16 protein-coding genes and 2 pseudogenes are annotated in these 20,058 nt (G+C 58.0%); 12 read left to right on the top strand and 6 right to left on the bottom strand.

Annotated elements, in window-relative coordinates; all coding sequences use genetic code 11:
- The 3 genes from AC1DNW_RS23935 to AC1DNW_RS23925 all read right to left on the bottom strand — a co-directional run bounded on the left by AC1DNW_RS23935 (position 1) and on the right by AC1DNW_RS23925 (position 3,362).
- Positions 1 to 1,362 (bottom strand): mandelate racemase/muconate lactonizing enzyme family protein, encoded by a 1,362-nt coding sequence (locus AC1DNW_RS23935; RefSeq protein WP_477854556.1) that lies wholly within the window; start codon positions 1,360 to 1,362, stop codon positions 1 to 3.
- A gap of 68 nt (positions 1,363 to 1,430) precedes the next feature.
- The gene (locus AC1DNW_RS23930) at positions 1,431 to 2,597 is read right to left on the bottom strand and encodes a mandelate racemase/muconate lactonizing enzyme family protein (protein WP_477854555.1); all 1,167 of its coding nucleotides are present in this window, start codon (positions 2,595 to 2,597) and stop codon (positions 1,431 to 1,433) included.
- A gap of 54 nt (positions 2,598 to 2,651) precedes the next feature.
- Positions 2,652 to 3,362, bottom strand: a complete 711-nt coding sequence (locus AC1DNW_RS23925; RefSeq protein WP_477854554.1) for a GntR family transcriptional regulator — start codon at positions 3,360 to 3,362, stop codon at positions 2,652 to 2,654.
- A 208-nt stretch (positions 3,363 to 3,570) separates the two neighbouring features.
- On the opposite strand from AC1DNW_RS23925, the gene AC1DNW_RS23920 reads away from it, so the two are divergent.
- From AC1DNW_RS23920 to AC1DNW_RS23890, 7 genes are all read left to right on the top strand, one after another.
- On the top strand, positions 3,571 to 5,049 hold the full coding sequence (locus AC1DNW_RS23920; protein ID WP_477854553.1) for an ABC transporter substrate-binding protein: 1,479 nt from the start codon (positions 3,571 to 3,573) through the stop codon (positions 5,047 to 5,049).
- A 76-nt stretch (positions 5,050 to 5,125) separates the two neighbouring features.
- A complete protein-coding gene (locus AC1DNW_RS23915; protein ID WP_477854552.1) occupies positions 5,126 to 6,085 on the top strand; it encodes a carbohydrate ABC transporter permease in 960 nt (319 codons plus the stop codon).
- Entirely contained in the window at positions 6,082 to 6,972 is an 891-nt protein-coding gene (locus AC1DNW_RS23910) for a carbohydrate ABC transporter permease (protein ID WP_477854551.1), read from the top strand. Before AC1DNW_RS23915 ends, AC1DNW_RS23910 begins: the two co-directional genes overlap by 4 nt.
- An 11-nt stretch (positions 6,973 to 6,983) precedes the next feature.
- Positions 6,984 to 8,081, top strand: a complete 1,098-nt coding sequence (locus AC1DNW_RS23905) for an ABC transporter ATP-binding protein (protein ID WP_113309985.1) — start codon at positions 6,984 to 6,986, stop codon at positions 8,079 to 8,081.
- A gap of 33 nt (positions 8,082 to 8,114) precedes the next feature.
- Entirely contained in the window at positions 8,115 to 9,278 is a 1,164-nt protein-coding gene (locus AC1DNW_RS23900; protein WP_477854550.1) for a mandelate racemase/muconate lactonizing enzyme family protein, read from the top strand.
- A gap of 21 nt (positions 9,279 to 9,299) precedes the next feature.
- On the top strand, positions 9,300 to 10,046 hold the full coding sequence (locus tag AC1DNW_RS23895; RefSeq protein WP_113295874.1) for a ribonuclease activity regulator RraA: 747 nt from the start codon (positions 9,300 to 9,302) through the stop codon (positions 10,044 to 10,046).
- A gap of 158 nt (positions 10,047 to 10,204) precedes the next feature.
- Positions 10,205 to 11,959, top strand: a complete 1,755-nt coding sequence (locus AC1DNW_RS23890; protein ID WP_477854549.1) for a GGDEF domain-containing protein — start codon at positions 10,205 to 10,207, stop codon at positions 11,957 to 11,959.
- Positions 11,960 to 12,049: 90 nt separating this feature from the next.
- Here AC1DNW_RS23890 and AC1DNW_RS23885 read toward each other — a convergent pair.
- Positions 12,050 to 12,335 (bottom strand): annotated as a pseudogene (locus tag AC1DNW_RS23885) (IS110 family transposase); the annotation flags it as partial.
- A 31-nt stretch (positions 12,336 to 12,366) separates the two neighbouring features.
- On the opposite strand from AC1DNW_RS23885, the pseudogene AC1DNW_RS23880 reads away from it, so the two are divergent.
- From AC1DNW_RS23880 to AC1DNW_RS23870, 3 genes and pseudogenes are all read left to right on the top strand, one after another.
- Positions 12,367 to 12,459, top strand: a pseudogene (locus AC1DNW_RS23880) (zinc-binding dehydrogenase); the annotation flags it as partial.
- Between the two features lie 159 nt (positions 12,460 to 12,618).
- Positions 12,619 to 13,572: a sulfonate ABC transporter substrate-binding protein gene (locus AC1DNW_RS23875; RefSeq protein ID WP_477854591.1), complete on the top strand. Its 954-nt coding sequence runs from the start codon at positions 12,619 to 12,621 to the stop codon at positions 13,570 to 13,572.
- 438 nt (positions 13,573 to 14,010) lie between these two features.
- Positions 14,011 to 14,136 carry a hypothetical protein gene (locus AC1DNW_RS23870; protein WP_477854548.1) on the top strand — a complete coding sequence of 42 codons (126 nt, stop codon included), beginning with the start codon at positions 14,011 to 14,013 and terminating at the stop codon, positions 14,134 to 14,136.
- A 188-nt stretch (positions 14,137 to 14,324) separates the two neighbouring features.
- On the opposite strand, the gene AC1DNW_RS23865 is transcribed toward AC1DNW_RS23870, so the two are convergent.
- Together AC1DNW_RS23865 and cmoA are read right to left on the bottom strand one after the other, a co-directional pair.
- On the bottom strand, positions 14,325 to 15,068 hold the full coding sequence (locus AC1DNW_RS23865; protein ID WP_477854547.1) for a methyltransferase family protein: 744 nt from the start codon (positions 15,066 to 15,068) through the stop codon (positions 14,325 to 14,327).
- Positions 15,069 to 15,089: 21 nt separating this feature from the next.
- The gene (gene cmoA / locus AC1DNW_RS23860) at positions 15,090 to 15,983 is read right to left on the bottom strand and encodes a carboxy-S-adenosyl-L-methionine synthase CmoA (protein ID WP_477854546.1); all 894 of its coding nucleotides are present in this window, start codon (positions 15,981 to 15,983) and stop codon (positions 15,090 to 15,092) included.
- 1,487 nt (positions 15,984 to 17,470) lie between these two features.
- On the opposite strand from cmoA, the gene AC1DNW_RS23855 reads away from it, so the two are divergent.
- Both AC1DNW_RS23855 and AC1DNW_RS23850 read left to right on the top strand, forming a co-directional pair.
- Positions 17,471 to 18,436 carry a sugar-binding protein gene (locus tag AC1DNW_RS23855; RefSeq protein ID WP_113295880.1) on the top strand — a complete coding sequence of 322 codons (966 nt, stop codon included), beginning with the start codon at positions 17,471 to 17,473 and terminating at the stop codon, positions 18,434 to 18,436.
- 72 nt (positions 18,437 to 18,508) lie between these two features.
- Entirely contained in the window at positions 18,509 to 20,050 is a 1,542-nt protein-coding gene (locus AC1DNW_RS23850; RefSeq protein ID WP_477854545.1) for a sugar ABC transporter ATP-binding protein, read from the top strand.
- Positions 20,051 to 20,058 lie beyond the last annotated feature (8 nt).

Below are 20,058 nucleotides of genomic sequence, written 5' to 3'. Positions count from 1 at the left end.
TCAGCTCCAGGTGCGATCCCAGGAATACTCATCGTCCCATCGATCCGTAGGCTGCCAAATGCCGGTGACACCTGGCTGCAGATGCTGCGAGATCAGCTCGTCGACGACGTCGTCAATCCCGAGGCCCGGCTTGTCCGTAACAGTGATGAAGCCGTCCTTCACCAGGGGCTTGGGAAGGCCTGTGACGATATCGTCCCACCAGTCAACATCGGCAGAATGGTATTCGAGCGCCATGAAATTTTCGGTCGCGGTCGCGACATGGGCCGCGGCCATGGCGGCGATTGGACTTTCTGCCATGTGGATGGCCATGGCGACACCCTTGTCCTGCGCCATATCGCCGATCTTCTTGGTCTCGAGGATGCCCCCACTGGTCAGCAGGTCCGGGTGGATAACGGAGACGCCACCGCTGTTGAGCAGGGGCTCGAAGCCCTCCTTGAGGTATATGTCCTCGCCGGTGCAGATCGGTATCGTCGTGGCGTCCTGCAGTTGTCGGTATTGTTCGGTATATTGCCAGGGGATCACATCCTCGAGCCAGGCTGGCACGTATTTTTCAATGCGCCTGGCAAGGCGAATGCCGTTCTGCATGGAGATATGGCCGATATGGTCGATCGCAAGCGGCACATCCATGCCGATAACCTCACGAACCTCGGCGATGTATTGCTCAAGCAGGTCGAGGCCCTTGTCGGAAAAGTGCAGGCCGGTAAACGGGTGCGGGACGTTATGCAAATCGTACGCAGCGTTGCGGAGACGCCGCTCTTCAACGCTCTTCAGCGGCCCGCGACTGGGACTGTCGCGGTACCCTTCGAGTGAACCAGCAGGAAACACAACCGCACCGGGCACATCCGCGATCTGCATCAAACCCAGATCCATCTTGAGGAAGGTGAATCCGAGCTCCATGCGCTGCTTGAGACGCTTACCGGTCTCGGTACCGCTCGGCACTGTGGCGTCAGTATCGCAGTAGACGCGCACTTTCTCCCGAAACCGGCCGCCGAGCATCTGGTAGATAGGGACGCCATAGGCCTTGCCGGCAAGATCCCACAACGCGATTTCAACCGCCGATACGCCKCCGCCTTGCCGGCCGTGCCCGCCGAATTGCTTGATCCGGCGAAACAGGCGGTCGATATCGCAAGGGTTCTCGCCAAGCAATCGGCTCTTCAGCATCAGCGCGTAGGTGGCGCTGGCGCCGTCGCGCACCTCACCAAGCCCGACGATGCCCTGATTGGTGTAGATCTTGAGCAGCACCGAGGTGAACGGCGCACCGACAATTTCGGCCACCCGCATGTCGGTGATGCGAAGGTCGGACGGCTTGGAATGCGTGTTCACTCGATTGAGCGCCTCGTCGGCTCCATGTGCCTCTGGCATGATTTATCCTCGTTCTGGTCAGCAGGGCTCGTCGTCGTGCAAGCTTGAGCGGCGTAGAGCGGTGATAGCTAGTCCAGCTCTATCTCGTGATCTTGAAGGTATTCGCGGTTCATTTCGACGCCGAGACCGGGCTTGTGCGTAAGCCTGAGGCTGCCGTTCGAAACATCGAGTGGTCTGTCGATGAGGTGATCGTATTTGCCCAGGTTCCACTCCGACGTTTCAAGCTTGTAGAAATTGGGAACGGTCATCATCACCTGCGCTCCCGCAACCACGTTGATCGGCCCTGCGGCGTCATGCGGCGAAACCGGGATGTAGTAGGCTTCGCATAGGGCGGAAATCTTCTTGAGTTCGGTAATGCCGCCGGTCCAGGTGACATCAGGCATGATGTAGTCGGCGAGCTTATTTTCGAGCACCGGCACGAAATCCCACTTCGTGTGGCCGCGCTCGCCCCACGAGATAGCGGCGCTGACCTTCTCACGGACCTGTTTGAGCGCATTGAGGCTCTCCGGTGGACAGGGCTCCTCGAACCAGTCGATCTGACCAGCCTCCTCGAGGCTGCGACAAAGGCGAATGGCGGTGGGAACGTCGAACCGGCCATGCGCATCGATGAGGATGTCGACATCGGAGCCCGCCGTTTCGCGGATCAGAGCCGTGAGTTCGGCGGCTTCGCGCTCATCCTTGCGGGTCATGCTGCCATCCAGGTAGCCGTCACGTTGTTCGCGAGACTGTCCATCGGCGGTGCTGCCCTGATGGGGGAACGGATCGAACTTGAGCGCGGTATGGCCGGATTCGACGATGTCTCTGATTTCGCGGACCACAGCCTCCTTGCTGGTGAACTTGGCCTGGTTGGGATGGGTATAGAGCGAGATTTCATCGCGGACCGGTCCGCCCAGCAGCTCGTAAATCGGCTTGCCAAGAACTTTGCCGCGGATGTCCCAGAGGGCTATGTCGATGGCGCTGACGCATTCTACTGCGGCGCCGCGACTTCCCATATAGGTGAAGCTACGGAATATCTTGTGCCACAGATACTCGATGCGGGCCGGGTCCTCGCCTGTCACAGCGGCACCGATCTGCCGCAGGATCGTGCAGAGGGCGCGATTGGCGAGCCTTGTCGTGGTGGTGATCTCACCCCAGCCGCTCACCCCCTCGTCGGTCGTCACTTCGACGAACAGAAACTCTCCCCAATAAGAAGCATCGGATCTGATGAGCCACGGCCGGACGCTAGTGATTTTCATCTCAACTGCCTTTATCTGAAATGGTTGGGATAACGATATTTGAGGCTATGTATTCTATCCTGCCCGGGCGGCGTTCCGCGCCCGCATGTGTTCGAGGATGTGTCGGCCTGAGCCCTCGACATGGCGTGCAATGAGTTCAGCTGCCTCGTTTGCCATTCCTGTTTTTACATGCGCGATGAGCTCGCGATGCTCGCTCAGGATCGAGGCACGCCGGGCAAGCGTAAAGTTGAAGCGCCGGCTCACGGCTCGAAGCACTTCGCGATGCTTCCACCAAAGTTCAGCGGCGTGGCGGTTGTAGTGCTTTTGGTACATGACTGTGTGAAAGGCGGTGTCCAGCTCGCTGTGCCTGACCGTGTCGGCGAAGTTGTTCTCTTCAATCAGGCCTTGGATGCGTTCGAGATCAGCAATGTCCTCGACTGTAGCCATATTCACGAACCATCGCGTCAGTGCCGGCTCGATCAAGACCCCTATCTCGTAGATGTCCCTAACAAAATCCTGATCTATCGGCCGGACGCGTGCTCCGCGGTTGGGAACCAAGGTGACAAAGCCCTCGCCGCGCAACAGTTGCAAAGCCTCGCGCACGGGGTTCGTTGAGGTGCCGTGGCGCCGGGCGAGGTCGGTGACCACAAGCCGATCATTGGCTGCGAGCCGCCCTTCGATGATGTCGTCCCTGATCAATTGATAAACCGAGGCGCCCTCGCTGGAGGCCCCGATAGCGTCGATCCCTTCCGGTGGTTTCGCTTTAAAATCACTTGTTTCGGCCAAGACTGTCCCCAATCAATACACATATTGCTCGGATATCATGCGAGGCATCTGCAAACAATGTACGATTTCTTCAATTGACAGGCAATCTTTAATCTGGAAACGTGCAATGAGGTCGAAGGGATACATTGGGTGGAAAGTCCCGCGACCGGGGAGCAAAGACCGCTTGCCTCGATGCAGAGCGGCTTGGGAGAGAATCTGGAGGATTCCTATGACGAGGATTTCACTCGGCGGTATCGCCGTGCGCGCAACTGTATCCACTGCTTTGATGCTATCATTGATGTCCGCGTCTGCGCTGGCTGCGCCGGTCGACTTGAGCAAGTGGTCGCCGGAATATGTGCGCTCCATCGCCGGCACACAGGATTTTGACACGGCGGGCGATTGCGCCAAGGTCACCCCACTCGACTATAAGGGGCGGCTGACTTTCTGGTATCAGGGTGTGTTCGAGGGCGACCCCGACCTGCTGCGCCAGTATTACAAGGACTTCTTCGAGACGTTCCGCAAAACCTATCCAAACATCCAGCTTGAGGAACAAGCCCTCACCTATAATGACCTTCTGGACAAGTTCCGGACTGCACTTCTGGGCAATGCAGCGCCCATGGCGGTGCGTCTGCAAATCCTTGGTGGCACCGAGTTCGCCGCAAAGGGCTATCTGGAACCGCTCAAACCCGAGGATGTAGGGTATTCGACCGAGGACTTCTGGCCCGGTGCAATGAAGGCTGTAACCTGGGAAGGGGTGACCTACGGCGTCCCAACCAACAACGAGACGATGGCCTTCATCTGGAACGCCGACATCTTCAAGCGCGCAGGCCTCGATCCAGACAAGGCTCCGGCAACCTGGGACGACGTCGTCAAATATTCCAAGCAGATCCACGACAGGCTCGGCATTGCCGGTTACGGTCTCGTGGCGCGCAAGAATGCCGGCAATACGCCGTATCGCTTCATGCCGCAGCTGTGGGCCTATGGCGGCGGCGTCTTCGACGAAGCCACTGCGAGCCCGACCTATAAGCAGGTTGAGCTCGATAGCCCGCAGAGCAAGGCGGCATTGCAAGCCTCCTACGATATGTATGTTCGCGACAAGTCGGTTCCGGTTTCGGCACTCACCAATCAACAGGCGGACAACCAGCCCCTCTTCCTCGCTGGCCAGCTCGGCATGATGGTCTCCCATCCTTCCGACTATAACGTCATGCTCGACCTGCAGAAGAAGACGACGGGCAGCGACAAGGACAAGGCGCAGACCGTCATCGACAATATGCGCTACGGTCTGATACCGACGGGCCCTGACGGCAAGCGTGCCGTCGTGTTTGGTGGCTCGAACATTCACATCCTGAAGCCCGAATATGTCGAGGGCGGCAAGGTGGACGAGCCGGCGGCAAAGGCTCTCGGCTGCATGTGGGCGAGCCCCGAATGGTCGTTGAAGATGGCCTATGCCGGCTCGAACCCGGGGAATCTTAACGGCTTCAAGACCAAGTGGATGAAGGAACGCCTTGATAGTATCAAGTTCCTTGATGTCACGACCTCAATGCTGCCATACGGCATCCCGTTCCCGGCGCTGCCACAGTCGCCCGAGATCATGAACATCATCGTCCCTGACATGCTGCAGAATGCCCTCACCGGAGCGATGACTGTCGACCAGGCAGCGGACGACGCGGCCAAGAAGGTAAAAAACCTGACGGACGGCGGACTCTAGTCCAAGCCTGACCACGATCTGACCGGCTGCATCGCGATTGCAGCCGGTTTCTTCCGAAGAATAAGGGCAGGGCACAGTGACGATMTTGACTGGCAAGGCCGAGGCGCGCCGAAGACTGCAACCCGACAGGTCCGGCGTGCTGCGAAAGATCTGGGAGCACCGCGCTGACTACGCGTATGTGCTTCCCGCGATCGCCGTGATGCTCATCGTTATTGCCTATCCGATCTACTACACGATCGAGCTGTCGTTCTTTAATACACCGCCTGGCCTGCAGCTCCGGGACAAGATTTTCGTTGGCTTCGACAACTACTCCGCCATCCTCACAAGTCCGGTGTTCTGGACGGTCACCTGGAACACTCTTATCTGGACACTGGGATCCACATTTATCTCATTCGTCCTAGGGTTTGCCTGCGCCCTGGCGCTCCATTGCGACTTTCTCGGCCGCGGCATCCTGCGGGCCATCCTGATCATTCCCTGGGTCATCAGCGCGGTCGCCGCGTCCTATATCTGGAAGTGGATCTACCATTCGGACTTTGGGATCATCGGCGCGGTGCTTGTTGGCCTCGGACTGGCCGACCGGCCGCCGAATTTCATCGACAGCGTCAGCACAGTGCTGCCCTCGCTGATCGTCGTCAATATCTGGCGAGAGTTTCCGTTTGCCATGATCATGATGATGGCTGGCCTGCAGACGGTTCCCGACCAGCTGCTGCGCGCCGCAAAAGTCGACGGCGCCAATGCATGGCAGCGGTTCTGGCACGTCACCTTTCCGCACTTGAGAAACGTCTCGACGGTGACGATCCTGCTCTTGGCAGTCGCCAATTTCAATTCTTTCATCATCCCCTGGATCATGACCGGCGGCGGGCCGTCGAACGCATCGCATATCTGGATCACCCACATTTATGAGCTCGCCTTCGGCCGCCAGCGCTGGGGCGTGGCATCGGCCTATTCGGTGCTGCTGTTCCTGATCCTGATGTCGTTCGGCTATTTTTACGTCCGCGCGCTGAGCGGCAACGAACGCAAGGATGGAAGCGAATGAGCGCCATTGCCGGGACTGCTCGTCGAGGCCAGGGGCGTCGCCGTACGCGCATCGATGGATGGCGGTGGGGCGGACGAATCTTTCTCGTGTTCATGCTGCTTTACACCGCATTACCGATGATCTGGATGCTGATCACCTCGATCAAGTCCGGCTTCGCGGCCATGCAATTCCCGCCCCAATGGTGGCCGGACCAGCCTACCCTTGCCAGCTACGAGAAGCTGCTCGATCCGCAAAACAGCGTCGGCCAGGACTTCCTGCGCTTTTTCTGGAACAGCCTTTTCGTCTCCACCACAACGACCATCCTTTCGGTGATCRTGGCAGTTCCTGCCGCCTACGCGTTTTCGCGCTTCACCTTCCCGGGCCGGAACTTTCTGTTCTTTGCCGTCCTGCTGCGCAACATGTTCCCGGCAGTGATCTTTCTCGTGCCGCTCTTCATCCTGATGCGCGCGATCGGGCTTGTGAACACCCATGGGTCGCTTGTTCTCACCTACCTCACATTCGGGCTGCCGCTGGCAATCTGGCTCCTCAAGGGCTTCTACGACAACATTCCGGTGCAACTCGAKCAGGCGGCGCGCATCGACGGGGCAACGCGGTTCCAGGCCTTTGTCCTGATCGTGATGCCGCTCTCGGCGCCGGGGATCATCGCCACGGCGATCTATTCCTTCATTGGCGCGTGGAACGAGTACATCTACGCCTACACCTTTCTGTCCAAGAACGAGCAGTTGACACTGCCGGTCGGTATCCAGCGCTTCTTCTCGGAAAATACAACGGACTTTCCGGGCCTGATGGCGGCCAGCTTCATGATGAGCGTGCCCGTCGTGGTCCTGTTCCTCGTTCTGCAACGATACTTCGTACGCGCCCTTACAGAAGGCGCAGTCAAGCACTAAGGGAGTTGCCGGTGGCCCACGTGGTCCTCAAAGATCTGGTCAAGACCTATGGCAGCTTCAAAGCTGTCAACGACGTTTCGCTGACGGTCAACGACGGCGAATTCGTCGCACTCGTCGGCCCCTCAGGCTGCGGCAAGACAACCACACTCAATCTTGTGGCGGGGCTCATCCCCATCACATCGGGCGACATCGTCATCGGCGACAGGGTGGTCAACGACCTCGACCCCAAGGACCGGGACATCGCAATGGTGTTCCAGAACTACGCGCTCTATCCGCAGAAATCGGTCTACAAGAATCTGGCGTTCCCGCTGCAGATGCGCAAACTGCCAAGGGACGAGATCGACAAAAAGGTCAGAGAAGCAGCGCGCGTGCTCGACATGACGCAGCTGCTCGAGCGCAAGCCGCGCGAACTTTCGGGCGGGCAACAGCAGCGCGTGGCGCTGGGCCGTGCCCTCGTTCGCGATCCGGCGGTCTTCCTGATGGATGAACCACTCTCCAACCTCGACGCAAAGCTGCGCGTGCAGATGCGCTCAGAGATCAAGCGTTTCCACCAGGACCTCAACGCGACGATCATCTACGTGACACACGATCAGCTCGAAGCAGTAACCATGGCCGACAGGATGGCGGTGATGAATGGCGGCTACCTGCAGCAATACGATACTCCGGCGCAGGTCTTTGCCCATCCGGTGAACATGTTCGTCGCCAGCTTCGTCGGCAGCCCGGCGATGAGCCTTGTTCCGCTGGAGGCATCGACGGCGAGCGGCAACACCGTGTTGACCAGCGCGGAGGGTTGGCGCCTCGAACTCTCACCGGAAAACGTCCAGAAGGTCGCTAGGGCAACAACAAAGAAGATCGTGCTCGGCGCGCGTCACTCGACGATCAGGCTGCATAAAAGTGCGATGCCGGGAAGCGTCCCTGCCAAGGCCTACACGGTAGAGCCCACCGGAGACGTCACTTTCGTGCAAGCCTTCCTGTCTGGCGCCATCGTCAACGTCAGCGTGCCGCCGACCATTGCCGTGGCGCCTGATGAACAAATTTGGCTCGAGTTCGATCAGGAGCGGATGCATCTGTTCGACGGCGAAACAGAAATGGCTCTCAAGGCCAACTGAGATCAGGCGGATGCGTGTGAAACGAGAGCGTGGATGACTGCGAAGCTTAAAATCACGGCGATCAAGCCCTATCCAGTATGGGTAGGAACGCGCAACCAGATGCTGGTCAAGGTCGAGACCGACAACGGCATCTTCGGCTGGGGCGAGAGCGGCCTGAGCGGTCGCGAGAAGGCCGTGGCCGGCGCGATCGAGYACTATCGCGAATTTCTCATCGGCCGCGACCCGATGCAGATTGGTCGGATCTGGCAGGAAGCCTATCGCAGCCAATATTTTGAAGGCGGGCGCGTTCTGCAGGCAGCGATATCCGCCATCGACATTGCTCTTCACGRCATCAAGGGCAAGGCGCTTGGCGTGCCGGCCTATGAACTCCTGGGCGGTAAGCAGCGCGACCGCATTCCAACCTTCGCCTCGACCGGTGACGAGGCCGAGGGCGATGTTGCTATCGAACGAGCTCGCGAACTACGCGCCCAGGGTTGGCAGGCGATCCGCTTTTTCCCCATCGGGCAAAGCAGCAGGGATATCTTTGAGCCGCGGGAGTCGATCGGCGCTACCGCAACCATGCTGAAGAAGGCGCGCGAGGCGCTGGGCGACGAGGTCGTCCTGGGGATCGACTATCATCATCGGCTGTCGGTGGCAGAGGCGGCGAGCTTCTGCAACAAGCTCGGCCGCGGGGTGCTTGATTTTCTCGAGGAGCCGATACGAGACGAAACGCCCGAGGCCTACGAATCCCTGCGCAGGATGACCGACATCCCGTTCGCCATCGGCGAGGAATTTGCCAGCAAGTGGCAATTCCTGCCCTATATCGAGCGTGGCATCCATCAGTTCAACCGGCTCGATGTTTGCAATGTTGGCGGGCTCACCGAAGCGATGAAAGTCGCTGGTTGGAGCGAGGCGCACTATGTGGACCTGATGCCGCACAATCCCTTGGGCCCGGTCTGCACGGCGGCCACCATCCATCTCGCCGCCGCGGTGCCGAATTTCGCCTGGCTCGAGACTAGGGCGCCCGAAGCAAAACTGGGCTTCGATAATTCCGAGTTCTTCCCCGTTCAACCCCGGCTCGACGGCCCCGACTATCCGGTCAGCGATCTGCCGGGGCTCGGCGTCGAGGTCAACGAAGAGGCGGTCAAGGCGGAGAGCTTTCGTTTCTGGGAAGCGCCTCACCTGAAGCGCCGCGACGGTTCTGTCACCAACTGGTAGTTTCATCCACCGGAGTACAAAATGACACATACGCCCGACATTACGCGACCGCCCAAGGAACTGATCGACGCGCTGAAGGAGATCGGCGCCGCGACCGTTGCCGGCACGCTTGGCCATATGGGCTTCCGCAATCCGCACATGGTCGGTCCCGTAGCGCAGAATCGCGGGAAGTCGATCGTCGGGCCTGCCCTGACGCTTCAATTCCTGCCGCAGCGGCCGGACCTTTTTAACGAGGGAGAATATGCAGATCCGGAGACGCAGCTGCACCGCCATGTGCTTTATCACGTGCAGGAGGGCGATGTGGTCGTCGTCGACGCGCGCGGCGACATGAGTTCTGGCGTCTTCGGCGATATGATGTCGACCTATTTCAAAGGCAGAGGCGGCGCTGGCATCGTGATCGATGGCTGCATGCGCGATCGGCCCAATGTCGAGAAGCTGGATCTGCCTTTATGGCTGCGCGGCTGGACACCCAACTATCATGTGCAGACCGGCATCTATCCCAACGCCGTCAACGTCCCGATTGCCTGCGGCGGTGTCACGGTCATCCCCGGAGACATCATCGTCGCCGACGATGATGGCGTGGTGATGCTTCCGGTCGCAATGGCCTCGAAGGTTATCGAAGAATCGCAAAAGCATCACGATTGGGAGGAATTCTCGCGCGCGAAGCTTATGGGGGGCGGGTCGTTGCAGCGCTACTATCCGCTCCATGACGATGCTCGCGGAGAGTACGAAGAGTGGCGCAAAACAAACCGCTTGGGAACGACTTAGTCAATGGAACACTCTAAACGGGTGGCGAACTTTCTGGGGTAGCGCCGGCGTTTACACAAAAAGCACGAAGTCGAATTTCGCTGTGGACACCTGCTGTGGCCCAGACAACGCCCACTTTGTGTAACTGCATCGCAATGTTTGATGTGTAGCGTAGGGCAATGTTCTGGCACGTCGTCCGAAAAGCGCTTTCGAAAATTGTGCTGAGCCTCGTGCTGTTGGCATCATTGCATGCGACACAGGTTGGGGCTGCTGAATCTATTGAGATTCAAAGTTCTTGCTGGGCGTCCGGCAGTTTGTCGGAGGACCTTGTCACCATTGTTCACTCGCCCGCACGCTGGAATTGCCGGGATCGGGCCTACTCGCTTGAAGGCGAGCGGGCGTTTCTACGTTTTGAAATCGGTCCCGATGATGCCCTTCCACAATATGTCTTTTCCAGAAGAAGCGCACTCGCGAAAGTGCATCTGCTGGCGATCGACCGGAACGGCGAAGTGCACCAAGCCTCCTTCCCTGCGGGCGACCTGCCCAGCTCTCTGCGTGGCGGATATTTCAAAGCTCCTCTACCGGGCGTAACCCGCGACACGCAACAAGTCGTCGTTGCTTTCGATTTGCCAAGCCACCGGATGACGCTGGAAAGAGCTTATCTGTCACCGTCTGATGTGGCCGTCAGCCCCGATTTTTTGCGCTCACTGGTGTTTCTTGCCGTCCTTGCCGGCATGCTGTCCATGCCGCTCATTTTCAACGCTGCCTTTTATCGAGTCCTGCGCGAGCCCTTCGTGCTTTGGCATTCCGCGCTCACGCTCTCGTTGCTAGCGACGATCCTGACCTCATCGGAACTTGCAGTCGTGCTCTTCGATCCGCCGGCGATGACGCTGAGTTGGATGACGACCATGATCTTCGGCCTCACCGTTGCGTCCGGGGCGTTGTTTACCCACAGCTTCATCGAACCAAACCATATGCATCCCTTGCTTCGGCGGGCACTCATTTATTGCGCCGTTTGGGCGATGCTCCTAAGTGCATTTCACGCAGCTTTCCCCTTTGTTGCACGCCCCATTCAGTCAACTGCCTACACCGCAGCTTTCGCGCCGGTGCTGGTCATTTTCTTCCTGTCGGTTGCCGACGCACTTCGGCGCGGCAGTCGAGCCGCAAAGTTTCAGGCAATCGGTTATATACCAATGATTGCGTCCGGCCTGGTGCGCCTGATCACAGGCGTAGTTCCATGGCTGGAGAGCAATGATGCGATGCTCCTGTTTTATCTGGGTTGTGCATGCGAAGTCCTGTTCACCACACTTGGCGTTGCCGATCGTTTCATGACGATCCGGCGCCAACGAGACAAGGCACGCTTTGAAGCTGATGCTCTGAAGAGTATTTCCGAACGTGACGCTCTGACCGGACTGCTCAATCGCCGGGCGATCGAACAGAATTTCGAAAAGTACCGTAATGAGGGCTACAGCGCGCTTGCCGTGCTCGACCTMGACCACTTCAAGGCAATCAATGATGCTCACGGCCACGGGACCGGCGACGCGGTACTGAAGGCCGTGGGTGAGGCCCTCCAAACGGACCCGCAAATTCATGCGTTTCGCCTCGGCGGCGAGGAATTCGTGCTGCTCGTGCGCGGCGAGGATGCCCAATTGCGGGCCGAACGCCGCCGGCAGGCGATCCCCTCCGCTGTTGCAAACGCAGTTCCAGGCCTCGGCCATCCCGTTACTGCCAGCATGGGCATTTCGGATGMGCCGCCTAATGCAGATGTAAGGTTCACGGAGCTTTATAAACAAGCAGACAAGCTACTTTATGACGCCAAACTTTCCGGACGCAATCGATCCAAATCAACGCTCTCGCAGAGGCCGAGGGATGATACGAATTCAATGATCGACGGTGCAGCCAAGCCCGCGCGATCAGAGCATCTGAGCTCTTGAGCGGATGAACCAACGGCCACTGGCTCCTAACCGCTTGGCCAGGGGCAAGGCGGCACATCCCACACCGAGAAATGCAAGCGATGCAGGGCAACGATGTCGCTCATCAAATACCGCAGCGCCCGGATCCCGGTAGACCATTCCAAATCGGAGAGCGTCGTAAACAGAACGGCAATCTTGCGCGCGGTCGCCGTCACGGCCTTCTGCGTGCCGATCCTTCCAGCCAGACGCCGATAGAATGGACCTAGCGCAGTATCGCTTCGGCCGATGTGGTTGTCGCCAATCGCAACAATGCAGCCGCTCGACTGGATKATCGACGGGTTCGCGACGAAAGCATCTTGTCCCCCGAGATCGTGTTGCCGGGCGCGAGGCACAACCATCCTACGGCAAAGCCTTACCATCCGACGCTTATCGTTGACGGACTTGAAAGTGCTCCGGAGGCTTTTCGTGGTCTTCTGGAAGGAAAGAACCTCAGAAAGCTGATCGCGCGCGTGGCACCCTGATACATCGCCTTGGCGTATCTATTTCGCAGTGCGGTTCTTTTTGCTCGTTGTCGAAACAGAACAAAAAGCCAATCCCGCAGAAGCGGATGCTGGAGCACGTATATTCTATGAAAAATATAGAGACGCTTTAATTTAGCCTCGTCTGTTCCGGAGGCTATGATGAAGATCACAAGACGCGCTTTCACTGCGGTGGTGGCAGGTGCCATCGCGACACCGTTGACGCATGTTCGACTGGCTGGTGCGGCCGAAAAGGTCGTACGTATCGGCTATCAGAAATATGGAACGCTGGTACTTCTCAAGGGCAAAGGCACGCTGGAGAAGAAACTTGAATCCATCGGCTACAAGGTTGAATGGACCGAGTTTCCAGGCGGTCCGCAGCTGCTCGAGGCCCTGAACGCTGGCGCCGTCGATTTCGGATCGACCGGCGAAACGCCGCCGATCTTCGCCCAGGCGGCCAATGCGCCGCTTGTCTACATCGCACACGAGCCGCCCGCCCCGCGCGGCGAAGCCATACTTGTCCCGAAGGACAGTCCCATCAAGTCCGTCGCGGAACTGAAAGGCAAGAAGGTCGCCTTCAACAAGGGCTCGAACGTGCATTACCTGCTCGTCAAGGCGCTCGAAGAAGCCGGCTTGACCTATGAGGACGTGGAATCATCCTTTCTCGCCCCGGCCGACGGCCGCGCAGCCTTCGAAAAGGGCGCGGTGGATGCATGGGTCATCTGGGATCCCTTCCAGGCAGCGGCGGAAGTCGCAATCGAAGCGCGAGAACTCAAGAACGGCGAAGGCCTGGTTCCCAATCACCAGTTCTATCTCGGCACCGAGGCGCTGGTCAACGACCACGCGGAGGCGATCGATGTCTTAATCGACGCCATTGCCGAGATTGACGAATGGACCAAGTCCGACATCGCGGCTGCGGCTGCGGAGCTATCACCGTCGGTCGGCATCCCCGAACCCGTCCTCGTCAAGGCGCTCGAACGTCAGTCCTATGGAGTCAAGAGCCTGGATGACTCCGTCGTAGCGCAACAGCAGAGCATCGCCGATACCTTTTTCAAGCTCAAGCTCATTCCGAAGGAAGTGACGATTGCGGGCGTTGTCCGCAAGGGTAAGGCGTGATGCCCATCTTCAAGATCCGAACAGCCGGATCCAGCGAGAAGGCTTGGCTGTCTTCTCGCATGTTGCCTTCGGTCGGATAGGGATCGAACGGCTCGTCGCCGAGGATCGTCGATGTGATGATTTGCGACAGCGGTGCAGCTGCGATCGGGCCGCCCTGAACCTGGATAAGGTGCGCGCGGTTCCCTCGTACGGCATAGCCAACTCCGCGCCGGCACCGCGCCACCACCCTTCTTCCCTGGGATGTTTGGTTGCAGATCCAGAAGTTTCGAGCGACACAGGGATCGCCGCCACATCATGCGGTCTTCATCGGAGCTGAGGGTACCGAACGCGGCTATCTGAGGTTCCACGTCCAACCGTCCGAAAACTGGTCCACCTCGGCACAGCGAACGGTCATCATCGGTGATCTGGTTGCGGATGCTAACATGCTTGGAGGCGCTGATGGAGCACCTCCTCTCACAGGATTTCCTCCACACGGTCATCCTGCCGTCACGCCCCGTCGACGATCTGTTGCAGCTTCTCATCAGCGATCCGCAGGCGATCAAGACTTTCGAAACATCGCGATGAAAGCTGGATCAGGCGTTGCACCTGGAGAAGTTCCTAAACGAACGAACCTATGGGCGCGACGGCCGTGTTGTCTTCAGGCTTAGATGCGGTCCATGCTGAAAACAGTGGAGCCTGGTCCTTATCTGGCAGCGGTGCAGTTCGGAGCGACGAAAAGCCCGCCTTGGGGCTGTCGCTGCAGACATCCCGGTTTAAGGTTTGTTCTCGGCCAAATACCCACGTTTCTTGCAGTAGCTGACCAAACCTGTAAGCGTCGAAAGCACGACGATCAGGAAGCCAAACTGCACGAAGTCACCGGTATACTGCAACGGATCCGGCAGGACGATACGTTCGTAGATCTTGACAAGCGAGAGAGCGATCAAGGTCGCGCCCACAGTTGAGTAATCTTTCAGGAGGACACGTCTGAACTTGAACGTCATCCCTTCTGTCGCTTCGGCAAACCTGCTGAACCGAGGAAGCCAGCGGGGTACAGCCGCGCAATAATCGCGATAGCCATCCCTGAATTTCTCCTCGAGATAAGCCTCTTCCGCCAGGACGATACATTTGTACATGAAGGCAAAAAGGCCGATGCCTGCGATCACGACAATTGGGTGACCGTGCATCAGGAAGATGCTGGCGTAAATAAGCATATTGCCGACATAAAGAGGATTGCGGCAAACGGCGAACATTCCTTCCGTTATAAGGTCACTCGCATAGACCTTTTTGTTGTGCCCGCCGCGCCGGATGTAGACGTAACCGATGACGGTCGCACGCAGTACGAGGCCCGATAGCGCAATCAGCAGAGCCACCMAGTCCTTGACCTGCTCAAGCGCTTTACTGTCAAACAGCGCCAGTGGGGGCGCGGCCAGCACGAACAGCGCCACGATAATGAGAGGGAACACCTGGTTTCTGTATCGGAAGAGAAACTCTCCGATCGATATCATTATTGTCTTCATGAGTTTTATCATGCCCGTGCGTCACTTGACGGCGATGATCCCGCAGAAATTGTACCACCGAAAGAAAACTTCAACGCTGCGGAAGCCCGCTTCCTTGAGCAGCTGGAAATTTTCTTCCAGCCGGTAAGGTATAAGGACATTCTCCAGAGACTCGCGCTTGTTGGCGATCTCAATTTCGGAATAGCCGTTAAAGCGCTTGAAATCGTAATAATGCTGAATGAAAAGCCGATTGAATATTGTGTCTTCGCTGGTGAGCTTCTCGATCAGAAGCAGACATCCCTGATCGTTCAACCCCGCATGAATGGCCTTCATCGTGCGTTCGCGATATAGCGGGCGGACGAATTGCAGGGTCAGCAGCATCGTAACGATGCTTGCATTTTCCACCGGTATCCCCTGGTGGAGATCGACGACCTGCAAATCAATTATTCGGCGCGTCTCCGTGGTCTGGAGTTTCTGCCGCGCCTTCTCCAGCATTTCGGGTGCATTATCGAGGCCAATGAATTTCATACTCGGATCAAGAAGCGGATCGAGCGTCAGAAGCGTTGTCGCGGTTGAGCAGCCTATGTCATAGAGGCTGGTGTCGGGCTTGGAAAAATCGAGCGCGAGTTCGGAGACCATGCGCTGCATTTCCATGTAGAACGGCACAGATCGGGAAACCATGTCGTCGAAGACATTAGCGACCTTCGCTGTAAATGCAAAATCCCCGAATACCTGGTTCTGCTCGCGGAAATATTCATCTCTCTGCTCGGTGTGCAGCGCGATCTTCACGGCTTTATTCGACATTTTCACCTGCTGCGGTTTTTGATAATATCTGATGCGCTTCTGGCTTTCCTGCRCACCGATTTCATCGGTGTACGGCGACGCGTTTCGGGGCCAGCTAGACGATCTGGGCTGCTGACGCTTTTCGCGTGCCAATAGTGAGCGCGGGCCGATGCATTTTATTCAGCACGTTCGTCTCTGCGTTTGTGACCCAACTCAGCGAATTCCTCATCACGGATCCTCTTTTGATCTGTCTTGGTTTTCACTTCTTTGGTTGCAGCAGTATTACGGAGCTTAAAATCCATCGCACGGCGCTGCCGAGGCGTGGAAACGCCAGCGCGAGGCCGAGACGCTCCGCGAAAGATTTCACCGGTTTAGATCGATCCTTAAACTGGGCGTGGCGACCAGCTTTACGTTGCAAGGAGGACCCCAATCCCGAACATTTTGCGGAGCCGAATTAGATTACCTCCTAATGGCCGAACTGCTTGTGATCGACAAACGACGTCTGGGCAGTGAAGGTGGCACAACGCAGGCTCGCCGTTCGCTCAGTCAACAGTCTGCAGCCATATCCGTGGGCAAATCGGCGGGTAATACTGCAGCAATTGTTGGTGCCTAGAGCCGTGGTCAAACAGACGCATGGCGGCGGCAAATTGCGTCGAGCAACTGCACGCTGATCGGAAGGAACTGAAGCCATGACCACATGCGTCAATCCCCCGGAAAATCGCTCGCGTTCTCTCTCCGTTGACACGGCGGGTCATGCCATGAATTCTATTTTTCGAGTCGCTACCTTGAAGGTGACCGTGATGACCAGAATTCGGACGCTTATAGTAGCTGGATTGGTTATCGGATTGGCCACGTTAGCGTCATCGTGCACGACGCACCAAAGAGCAAACAGCGCCGATTTCCAGTATCAGCCCTGGAATTCGAGAAACCCGGCGTGCAGCCAAGGCTTCAGGCCGACCAACGCTCTATCCTGCAGATATTGAACTGACAGTCTGGGGCTACACGCTCCTATCGACCTCGCCATCCCTATCCAGCATGGACACCGGCAGATAACGGGCGACATACCTGAAGCGCCTTCTCGTGTCAGCAAGGGCTGAAGCAGCTCTCGCCATTGATTTGCGAACATATCAACTTTACCGGCATCTACACCTGGATGCGGAACACCAGATGCTGAACGAATTCCGACCGTTTCGCCTTCCACCAGGGCTACGGCGCGTCGCATAATTTCCCGCTCCGTTCGCCCTTTGCATACGATTTTGCACTCCTCTCGTTCCGCCCTCTGGAAAGAACTGCTTGATCGACACCTGCGTCGGCTTGTCCATTTGAAGATATCGAGGCACGATTAGTGGCGTAAAATACGGGCCGACGGTAGCGAGGATATCGCCTGACCTCGAGTTCCGCTGGAATTGTAACACGCAGTCGCGGGCAATAGGTACGGCCTCTCGATCGAACGGCTATGCCGAAGCTCCTCCCGCTCCTCACTAATATTACTATTTACTAATTAAGATTCTTGTATACCGTCGCAGGGCGATCGGCACCATGCCAGACGTCGCCTTGCGACGAGCCTTTGAAGGGCGCGCATTCGGCCGGCCGTAAGTCGCGAACGGGCCCTCGCAATTGCGGCCTTCGGGAGGTGTATTATGAAACAAATTAAACGCAAACATGCAGCCTTGTTTTTCACCGGGTTAATGCTGAGTGCTGCACCTATGGCTACATCCCACGCTGCCGACAAGCCGACGCTCGCCTTCGTCGTCAACGGAGCGTCCGACTTCTGGAAAGCTGCCGAGGCGGGGGTGAAGAAGGCGCAGAGCGAAATGCCAGATTACACCATGGAGTTGAAATATCCTGAGCAGGCAGCCGTCGCCATTCAGCAGCGTCTCATGGAAGATCTCGTCAGTGCCGGCGTCAAGGGGATTATGGTTTCCGCCGTCGATCCCAAGACCCAGACGGACGGCCTCAACAAGATCGGCTCGCAGACGGCTCTCTTCACCACCGACAGCGACGCGCCGAAGACCAACCGTGTCGCCTACATCGGTTCTTCGAACGTCGATGCCGGCAAGCAGGCCGCCGAAATCGCCAAGAAGGCAATGCCGGACGGCGGCAAGTGCATGGGCTTCGTCGGCCTGCTGGGCGCCGACAACGCCCGCGAACGCATCGAAGGAATGAAGGAAGGGCTCAAGGGTACCAAGATCGAGCTTGTCGATGTTCGCGGGGACGACATCGACCAGACGCGCGCCAAGAAGAACGTCGAGGATGCGTTGGTGGCCAGCCCCGACCTGACCTGCATGGTCGGCTTCTACTCCTACAACACGCCGCGCATCTATGAGGCGTTGCGCGACGCAGGCAAACTCGGCCAGATCACCGTCGTCGGCTTTGATGACGATCCGATCACGCTCGGCGGCGTCAAGGAAGGCACGATCGCGGCGACCGTCGTACAGCAGCCGTTCGAATGGGCCTATCAGGGTATGAAATTGATGGCCGCCTACCTCAAGGGCGACAAGTCCGGCGTTCCCGCCGATGGCTTAATCATCATCCCGACGGTGATCATCGGCAAGGATGACGTTGATAAGTATGCCGCCAACCTGAAGGCCATGGCTGGAAAATAATCCGCCTTCGCGGCGGCGGCCCTCGCCGCCGCCGCGGATCACGTCGACATTACCAGCAGTCATGGGCAGGCGATGAATCATAGCAGCGACATCCCCTCACCGGGCGTGCCCTCAATGCCGTTCCTTTCGCTTTCCGGAGTCGGCAAGACCTATCCAGGCGTCATTGCACTCGAGGATCTTTCGATGGACATCGTGCCGGGAGAGGTCATTGGCCTTGTCGGCGAAAACGGGGCCGGCAAATCGACGTTGATGAAGATCCTCGGCGGTGTGATCGCACCCGATCGGGGCACGATCCTGCTTGACGGGACAGAGCTTCGTTTCCTCACCGTCGAATCGAGCATCTCATCTGGCATTGCCTTCGTGCATCAGGAACTCAATCTCTTTGAGAATCTCGACGTCGCTGCCAATATCTTTCTGGGGYGCGAACCACTGAAGGCGGGTCCTCTTAAGCTCGTCGATCGCGATCGACTAAGGGACATGGTGAAGCCGCTCTTGATGCGCGTGGGCGCGCATTTTTCCGCCGACACGCCCGTGGCGTCGCTTTCGCTGGCCGAGCAGCAGATGGTGGAAATCGCCAAGGCGCTGTCTATCAACGCGAGGCTCGTCATCTTCGACGAACCAACTTCCAGCCTTCCGATGGCGGAAACCGAGCGGCTGCTCAGCATCATCAAATTGCTAAAGGCGGATGGCATCAGTGTTATTTTCATCTCGCATCGCCTCCACGAGGTTGAGCGCGTCGCCGATCGGGTCGTAGTCCTGCGCGACGGCGCCCTTGTCGGCACGCTCTCCAAGGAGGACATCGGCCACGACCAAATGGTCAAGTTGATGATCGGCCGGATGCTTGCAGCCCGTACCGCAAAGCCGCAGCGCTCACCCGGCTCAGTTGCGCTGAAGGTAAGTGCCGCGCGCACCGAGGCCTACCCCAGCCGTCCCGTTGATCTGGAAATCAGATATGGAGAAATCCTGGGACTTGCGGGCCTCGTCGGGTCCGGCCGTACCGAGCTTGCCAGGGTGCTCTTTGGCATTGATCGCAGCTACGGCGGAGTCATCCTGCAGGATGGGCAGCGAATTGCTGTCCGTTCCGCGCGGGACGCCGTTGCTCGCGGTATTTTCCTGGTCCCGGAGGATCGAAAGCGCAACGGCATACTTCTTGACTTTCCAATCGCGCAGAACATAACGCTTGCCGACCTCCCCACGCTCGCCAGCCGCTTCATGCTTTCCGACGAGCGGGAGATGGCGGCGGCCGAAAAGCAGCGCGTTCGCCTCGGCATCAAGGCCCCTTCCGTTTCGACCCGAACCGGCACTCTGTCGGGCGGCAACCAGCAAAAAGTAGTTCTTGCCAAATGGTTATCGATGAGCCCGAAGGTGATGATCTTCGACGAGCCGACGCGCGGTATCGATATCGGCGCGAAGAACGAGATCTACGGCCTTATGCGGGCGCTTGCAGATGCCGGAGTTGCGATCCTGATGATCTCCAGCGACATGGAGGAGGTGATCGGCGTTTCAGACCGCATTGCCGTCATGCACGAAGGCCAGATTGCCGGCATTCTCGATGAGGACGAGGTCAGTCAGGAAAGCGTCCTTTTGCTTGCTGTCGGCAAACGCGTAAAATAGCAGCTGCG

This window comes from Rhizobium sp. 05L429 (assembly GCF_056397645.1).
Note: the sequence above shows the minus strand (reverse complement) of the source record. Positions and strands in the feature narration are given on the sequence as shown.

Coding starts and splice junctions, on each gene's coding strand:
- AC1DNW_RS23930 (WP_477854555.1), bottom strand. CDS start 2,597: ATGAAAATCACTAGCGTCCGGCCGTGGCTCATCAGATCCGATGCTTCT.
- AC1DNW_RS23920 (WP_477854553.1), top strand. CDS start 3,571: ATGACGAGGATTTCACTCGGCGGTATCGCCGTGCGCGCAACTGTATCC.
- AC1DNW_RS23895 (WP_113295874.1), top strand. CDS start 9,300: ATGACACATACGCCCGACATTACGCGACCGCCCAAGGAACTGATCGAC.
- AC1DNW_RS23875 (WP_477854591.1), top strand. CDS start 12,619: ATGAAGATCACAAGACGCGCTTTCACTGCGGTGGTGGCAGGTGCCATC.
- AC1DNW_RS23870 (WP_477854548.1), top strand. CDS start 14,011: ATGGAGCACCTCCTCTCACAGGATTTCCTCCACACGGTCATCCTGCCG.
- AC1DNW_RS23855 (WP_113295880.1), top strand. CDS start 17,471: ATGAAACAAATTAAACGCAAACATGCAGCCTTGTTTTTCACCGGGTTA.